General features: G+C 70.2%; 7 protein-coding genes. 5 read left to right on the top strand and 2 right to left on the bottom strand.

Features of this window, described 5'->3' with window-relative positions; all coding sequences use genetic code 11:
* Together A9X03_RS00040 and A9X03_RS00035 are read left to right on the top strand one after the other, a co-directional pair.
* The coding region (locus A9X03_RS00040; protein ID WP_156746424.1) for a serine hydrolase at nucleotides 1–340 on the top strand (340 nt) is incomplete at its 5' end.
* A 142-nt stretch (nucleotides 341–482) separates the two neighbouring features.
* Entirely contained in the window at nucleotides 483–995 is a 513-nt protein-coding gene (locus A9X03_RS00035; protein ID WP_067749648.1) for a DUF3145 domain-containing protein, read from the top strand.
* A gap of 64 nt (nucleotides 996–1,059) precedes the next feature.
* On the opposite strand, the gene A9X03_RS00030 is transcribed toward A9X03_RS00035, so the two are convergent.
* Together A9X03_RS00030 and A9X03_RS00025 are read right to left on the bottom strand one after the other, a co-directional pair.
* On the bottom strand, nucleotides 1,060–1,977 hold the full coding sequence (locus A9X03_RS00030) for a diacylglycerol kinase (protein ID WP_068259055.1): 918 nt from the start codon (nucleotides 1,975–1,977) through the stop codon (nucleotides 1,060–1,062).
* Entirely contained in the window at nucleotides 1,974–3,554 is a 1,581-nt protein-coding gene (locus tag A9X03_RS00025; RefSeq protein ID WP_369807390.1) for an FAD-binding oxidoreductase, read from the bottom strand. Before A9X03_RS00025 ends, A9X03_RS00030 begins: the two co-directional genes overlap by 4 nt.
* Before the next feature lie 47 nt (nucleotides 3,555–3,601).
* On the opposite strand from A9X03_RS00025, the gene A9X03_RS00020 reads away from it, so the two are divergent.
* The 3 genes from A9X03_RS00020 to A9X03_RS00010 all read left to right on the top strand — a co-directional run.
* Nucleotides 3,602–4,177, top strand: coding sequence for a TetR/AcrR family transcriptional regulator (locus A9X03_RS00020; protein WP_067749654.1), 576 nt, complete (start codon nucleotides 3,602–3,604; stop codon nucleotides 4,175–4,177).
* Nucleotides 4,174–5,718 (top strand): glycerol-3-phosphate dehydrogenase/oxidase, encoded by a 1,545-nt coding sequence (locus A9X03_RS00015; protein WP_067778462.1) that lies wholly within the window; start codon nucleotides 4,174–4,176, stop codon nucleotides 5,716–5,718. Before A9X03_RS00020 ends, A9X03_RS00015 begins: the two co-directional genes overlap by 4 nt.
* 58 nt (nucleotides 5,719–5,776) lie before the next feature.
* Nucleotides 5,777–6,656, top strand: an 880-nt coding sequence (locus A9X03_RS00010) for an FAD-dependent monooxygenase (protein WP_156746423.1), incomplete at its 3' end; no start/stop codon positions are given.

The following is a 6,656-nucleotide window of genomic DNA, read 5'->3' as shown; positions in this document are numbered from 1 at the left end:
CGGCGACCTGCTGCGGCCGGTGACTGTCTCCGCCGAGCTGCACGCCGAGGCGACGACGGTGCAGTTTCCCGGCCTGGACGGCGTGCTGCCCGGCTACGGCGTCCAGCGGCCCAACGACTGGGGGCTGGGCTTTGAGATTCGGGACGCCAAATCGCCGCACTGGACCGGCACGCACAACTCGCCGCGCACCTACGGCCATTTCGGCCAGGCGGGTGGGTTCATCTGGGCAGATCCCGAACGGGAGCTGGCGCTGGTGGCCCTGACCAACCGCGATTTCGGGGAGTGGGCGCTGCAGCCGTGGCCGGCGTTCTCGGACGCCGTGATCGCGGAATACGGCTGAGAAAAAAATGCACACTAGCGCAACACGGGTATCACAAGGCACAATAGACACGCACGACACACAAAATAGTTAGACATCCTGCTTGCCAGGTCCCGCCAGGTCGTTGGGGAAGACGTCCCTCGCGGAACCGAAGGAGCAGGAAATGCGTGCGTCGAATCAATTCGCCGACGTGACGACTGGCGTGGTGTACGTGCACGCCTCGCCCGCGGCGGTGTGCCCGCATGTCGAGTGGGCGTTGTCGTCGACCCTTGGGGCGAAGGCGAACCTCACGTGGACCCCGCAGCCGGCCATGCCCGGACAGCTGCGGGCGGTCACCAACTGGGTCGGGCCGGTGGGCACCGGCGCCCGGCTGGCCAACGCCCTGCGGTCGTGGTCGGTGCTGCGGTTCGAGGTCACCGAGGACCCCAGCCCCGGAGTCGACGGCCAGCGGTTCAGCCACACCCCGCAGCTCGGCCTGTGGAGCGGGGCGATGAGCGCCAACGGCGACGTGATGGTCGGGGAGATGCGGCTGCGGGCGCTGATGTCGCAGGGCGCCGACACCCTGGCCGCCGAGCTGGACACCGTGCTGGGAACGGCGTGGGACGACGCCCTGGAGGCCTACCGCGACGGCGGCGAGGTCGGCGAGGTGACCTGGCTCAGCCGCGGCGTCGGCTAGGTCTCCGCGGGAATGTGCGACGTCCGGATTTGATATCGCGGGCGATATCAAATCCGGCGGCCCGCTATTGGTCCCCGGCCCGGCGCAGGATCCGCAGCGCCCCCGCAACCGCGCTGATCTCCGCGGGCAGCGCGCAGGCGAGGTCGCCGTCGGCGTAGACGTTGATGCCGGGGCACTCGACGTGAATGGATTGGGCCCGCGTCGTGCTCACCTCGGCGAGGTCGATGTGGGTGCCCTTCATGACGGTAGGAAACAGGCGGACCAGCTTGGTGCGCGACGCCTCGTGCACCATCGTGATGTCGAGCAGGCCGTCGGTGGGGTCGGCGTGCGGGCAGATCAGCATGCCCCCGCCGTAGCTGCGGGTGTTGCCGAAGGCCGCCAGCGTGATGTCGGCGTCGATCTCGCGCGTCCCGTCGAGCACCATGCGGAAGGGCAGGAGCCGCAGCTGCGATAGCTCGGCGAGCATCGCGACGTAATACCGCAACCGCCCGTGCGGCCAGCGCATCCGGTTGGCCCGGTCGGTCACCAGCGAGTCGAATCCGGTGGCCGCCACGGTGCCGAACCACTTCGTGGCCCCGTCGCTGTCGCGGATGCGGCCCAGATCGATCGTCTGGGTGAAACCGTCGACGATGATGTCCGCCGCGGCCTCGGGATCCTTGGTGGGAAGCCCGAATTCGCGGGCGTGGTCGTTGCCGGTCCCGGCCGCCACGATGCCGATCGGCACGTCGGTGCCCGCGAGCACCTGCAGCGCGTTGGAGACGACGCCGTCCCCGCCGGTCACCATTACCGCGTCGGCGCCCTTTTCCAGCGCGGCGCTCACCAGGTACCGCGCGTCTTGCGCGTCGTCGCCGATGATCTCGACGACCTCGACCCCGCGGTGGTGCAGCCGCGCGATCGCGAGCTGCGCCGCCCGGATCGCGGCGCCATGCCCCGAGACGGGATTGGTCAGCGCGATCACCTTCGCGATCTCGCGCCGGATCATGGAATCAGCTTGCCCGGGTTGAGGATTCCGGCCGGGTCCAGGGTGGCCTTCACCGCGCGCAGCACCTGCACGCCCAGCTCGCCCACCTCGTCGCCCATCCAGGGGCGGTGGTCGGCGCCGACCGCATGGTGGTGGGTGATGGTCCCGCCGGTGGCCATGATCGCGTCGCACGCGGCCTTCTTGGCGGCCCACCATTGTTCGATCGGGTTGCCGCGCTGCCCGGCGACGACGGTGAAGTACAGCGACGCCCCGGTCGGGTAGACGTGCGAGATGTGGCACATCACCAACGCGGGCGTGCCGCTCGCGGCCAGAGCGTCCGTAAGCGCTTGCGTCACAGCGGCTTTGAGGGCCGCAACATTGGACCAGTCGGTGGCCGTCTCGAGCGTCTCGCACAGCGCGCCCGCCGACAGCAGCGAATCGCGCAGGTACGGCGCGCCGAAGCGCCCGTGCTCCCACGCCCGCGCCGGCGCTTCGCCCAGCGAGGTTCCGCCCTGCGCCGCCAGCAGGGCGCTGGTTTCGGCGTGCCGGCTTTCGACGTGTTCCTCGGTGCCTTCGAACACGGTGATGCCCAGGCAACCGCCGGTGATCTGGCTTTCCCCGATGGACTCGGTGGTGGCCAGGTTGACCCCGGTCTCGGCCTCGTCGGAAAGCCGGATGACCGTGGGGCCGGTCGCGGTTTGGGTGACGGCGCGCAGGGCTGCGGCGCCGGTCTCGAAGTCGGGGAAGGACCACGCCTCGTAGCGGACGGCCGCCGGGACCCGGTGCACGCGCAGCCGCACCCGGGTGATGACGCCGAAGACGCCCTCGGACCCGATCATCAGCTGGCGCAGGTCGGGGCCGGCCGCGGACTCGGGCGCGCGGCCCAGGTCCAGGGTGCCCACCGGCGTGACCACCCGCAGGCCGCGCACCATGTCGTTGAAGCGGCCGTAGCCCGCCGAGTCCTGCCCGGACGAGCGCGTGGCGGCGAAGCCGCCGATCGTCGCGTATTCGAAGCTCTGCGGGAAATGCCCGAGCGAAAAACCTTGGGCGCCAAGCATGCGTTCGGCATCCGGCCCGGTGACGCCGGCCCCGAACACGGCCTGGCCGGACACCTCGTCGAGGGAGAACAGTTGGTCGAGGCGGCGCAGGTCGAGCGACACCACGGCGGGGAACTCGCCGCGAATGGGATCCAGGCCGCCGACCACACTGGTGCCGCCGCCGAACGGAACCACGGCGATGTGGTGGTGGGAGCAGTAGCGCAGGATCGTGGCGACGGCGTCCTCGTCACCGGGCAGCAAGACCGCGTCGGGCGCGTCCTGCACGCCGGCGTCCTTGCGGCGCAGCAGATCGAGCGTGGACTTGCCGCCGGCGTGCAGCAGCCGGTCCCGGTCGTCGGTGCGGCAGTACTCGGCGCCGACGAGCTCGGCCAGCGCGTCGCGATGGGCCTGCGAGAGCGCCGACGGGCGCAGGCGCACCTGATCGGGTTGCAGCTCGGCGGCGCCGGAATCCTGCACGCCGACGGCCTGTTCCAGCAGCGTCCGGATGCCCTCGGAGAGCGGCTTGGCCGCGGCCGGATCCCCCCACGCGTTCCATTTCATCGGGGGGAGCAGGCCCTCGGGTTGCGTCATGCGTTACAGTATTACACATGCTGTCAACCAGTAACGCACGCGTCCCGGTGGACACGGGGGAGCGCATCCTCGCGGCGGCGGCCAGCTGCGTGGTCGACTTCGGGGTGGACCGGGTGACCCTGGCCGAGATCGCGCGACGTGCCGGCGTCAGCAGGCCCACGGTGTACCGGCGCTGGCCGGACACCCCGTCGATCGTCGCGGCGCTGTTGACCCGCCACGTCACCGAGGTGATGCGGGACGCGCCGCTGCTCGGTGACGACCGGGAATCCCTTGTGCGACAGATCGTTACGGTGGCCAACCTGCTGCGTCGCGACCGCCTCGTCATGTCGGTGCTGCACTCCGAACTCGCGCCGATCTACATCACCGAGCGGCTCGGGACCAGCCAGCACATGCTGATCGACGCCCTCGCCGCCCGGCTGCGGGTGGCCCAGCGCAACGGCAGCGTGCGCGCCGGCGACCCCGTCCAGATGGCCACCATGGTGTTGCTGATCGCCCAGTCGACCATTCAGTCGGCGCAGATCGTCGAACCCCTCCTCGACGCCGACACGCTGGCCGTCGAACTCGCCTACTCGCTGAACGGATACCTGTCGTGATACCCGACCCCACCGCGCTGAACGCCGCCCGCCGCGAGGCGGACCTGACTGCCCTGGCCGACGGCGAGCCGCTGGACGTCGTCGTGATCGGCGGCGGCATCACCGGCGCCGGCATCGCCCTGGACGCCGCGGCGCGCGGGCTGCGGGTGGCGCTGGTGGAGAAGCACGACCTCGCCTTCGGCACCAGCCGGTGGAGCTCCAAATTGGTGCACGGCGGGCTGCGTTACCTCGCGACCGGCAACGTCGGGATCGCCCGCCGCAGCGCCCTCGAGCGCGGAATCCTGATGGGCCGCAACGCCCCCCACCTGGTTCACGCGATGCCGCAAGTGGTTCCGCTCCTGCCCTCGATGAGCCGGGGCAAGCGCGCGCTGGTGCGCACGGGGTTCCTGGCGGGCGACGCGCTGCGGATGCTTGCGGGCACGCCGTCGTCGATACTGCCGCGGTCGCGCCGGATCTCACCGGAGCGCGTCGTGCAGCTGGCGCCCACCGTTCGGCGCGCGGGGCTGGACGGCGGGCTGCTCGCCTACGACGGGCAGTTGATCGACGACGCCCGCCTGGTCACCGCGGTCGCGCGCACCGCGGCGCAGCACGGCGCGCGGATCCTGACCTACGTGGCGGCGTCGAGGGCCACCGGCACCTCGGTGCGGCTGACCGACCAGCGCACGGGACAGTCGTTCGACGTCGCGGCGCGGGCGGTCATCAACGCCGCCGGGGTGTGGGCCGCGGAGATCGACGGCCTGCTGCGGCTGCGGCCCAGCCGCGGAACGCATCTGGTTTTCGACGCCGAAGCGTTCGGGAATCCCACTGCGGCGCTGACGATTCCGATCCCCGGCGAGCTCAACCGGTTCGTCTTCGCCATGCCCGAGCAGCTGGGCCGGGTCTATCTGGGGCTGACCGACGAAGCCGCCCCCGGCCCGATTCCGGATGTGCCCACACCGTCGGCCGACGAGGTCACCTTCCTGCTCGACACGGTCAACACCGCGTTGGGGATCGCGCTCGGCCCGGCCGACGTCATCGGCGCCTACGCGGGGCTGCGGCCGCTGATCGACACCGGCGAGGGCCGCACCGCCGACGTCTCGCGCGAGCACGCCGTCGTGGAGTCGGCGTCCGGGATCATCAGCGTGATCGGCGGCAAGCTGACCGAGTACCGCTACATGGCGCAAGACGTGCTGGACCGCGCCGTCGGCCTTCGGCGCCTGCCCGCCGCGAAGTGCCGGACCCACGACCTGCCGCTGGTCGGGGCGCCCGCCAATCCGGGACCGCCGGGCTCCGGCCCGGTCGCCGGGTTGCCGGACTCGCTGGTGCGGCGGTACGGCGCCGAGGCCGCCAAGGTCGTGGCCACCGCCACGTGTAAGCGCCCGACCGAGCCGGTCGCCGAGGGCATCGACGTCACCCGGGCGGAATTCGAGTACGCCATCACCCATGAGGGCGCGCTGGACGTCTCCGACATCGTGGACCGGCGGACCCGCATCGGCCTGGTGGCCCCCGATCGCGAGCGGGCGCTGCCGGCGGCCGAGGAGTTCGTGGCGCGCCTGGGTTAGGCGCCGAAACTTGATTCTGACTGTAGATATCGAATGATAGCGACTATCATTTTGTTCTATGACGACCACACGAGTTCCAGTCCTCATCGTCGGCGCCGGCGCCGCCGGCCTCGCCACGTCGGCATTGCTGGCGAAACACGGGGTCCGCTCGCTGCTGGTCGAGAAGCGGCGCGAGGTGTTCATCTATCCGAAGGCCCGCAACCTCAGCTTCCGCACCCTGGAAATCCTGCGCGGTCTTGGATTGGCCGACGAGATCCACGCGGTCGCCAACGGCGTTTCCGACATGCTGAGCAAGCCGACGCTCAACAGCGCCGAACAGCGTCAGGCGATCGACATCAACGCGATCTTCGCGCCGTTCGACGAATTAAGCCCCGAGCCCGGCGGCCAGTACTGCCCGCAGAGCGCCTTCGAACCGATCCTGCTCACCCACATCCGCCGGCGCGGCAGCGAGGTGCGCTACAACACGGAGTTGGGCTCGTTCGAACAAGACGCTAGCGGCATCACCGCGGTTGTCCGCGATCGCGAGTCGGGCGCGACCGAGGCGGTACGGGCCGACTATCTCGTCGCGGCCGACGGCGCGCACAGCCCGGTCCGCGACGCGCTTGGCGTGACCACCTCCGGCCACGGGGCATTGCCCATCTATGTCGTGTTCATCTACTTCCGGGCGCCGTGGCGAAAATTCGCTCCGGACCTGGGCGACGGCGACGCCATCCAAGTCAGCAACCCGGACGTCGAGGGAATTTTTCTGTCGGTGCGCGACGACATGGGCATGTTCATCACCACATACTTTCCCGCCCGCGGGGAAACCGCCGAACAGTTCACCGCCCAGCGGTGCCGCGAGATGCTGACCAAAGCGATCGGTGAGCCGATGGACGTGGAAATCATCGATGTGGCACCCTGGCAGCCCTACGAGCGGGTAGCCAACCAATTCCACTGCG

The organism is Mycobacterium sp. E1715 (assembly GCF_001667625.1).
Taxonomy (GTDB): Bacteria; Actinomycetota; Actinomycetes; order Mycobacteriales; family Mycobacteriaceae; genus Mycobacterium.
Note: the sequence above shows the minus strand (reverse complement) of the source record. Positions and strands in the feature narration are given on the sequence as shown.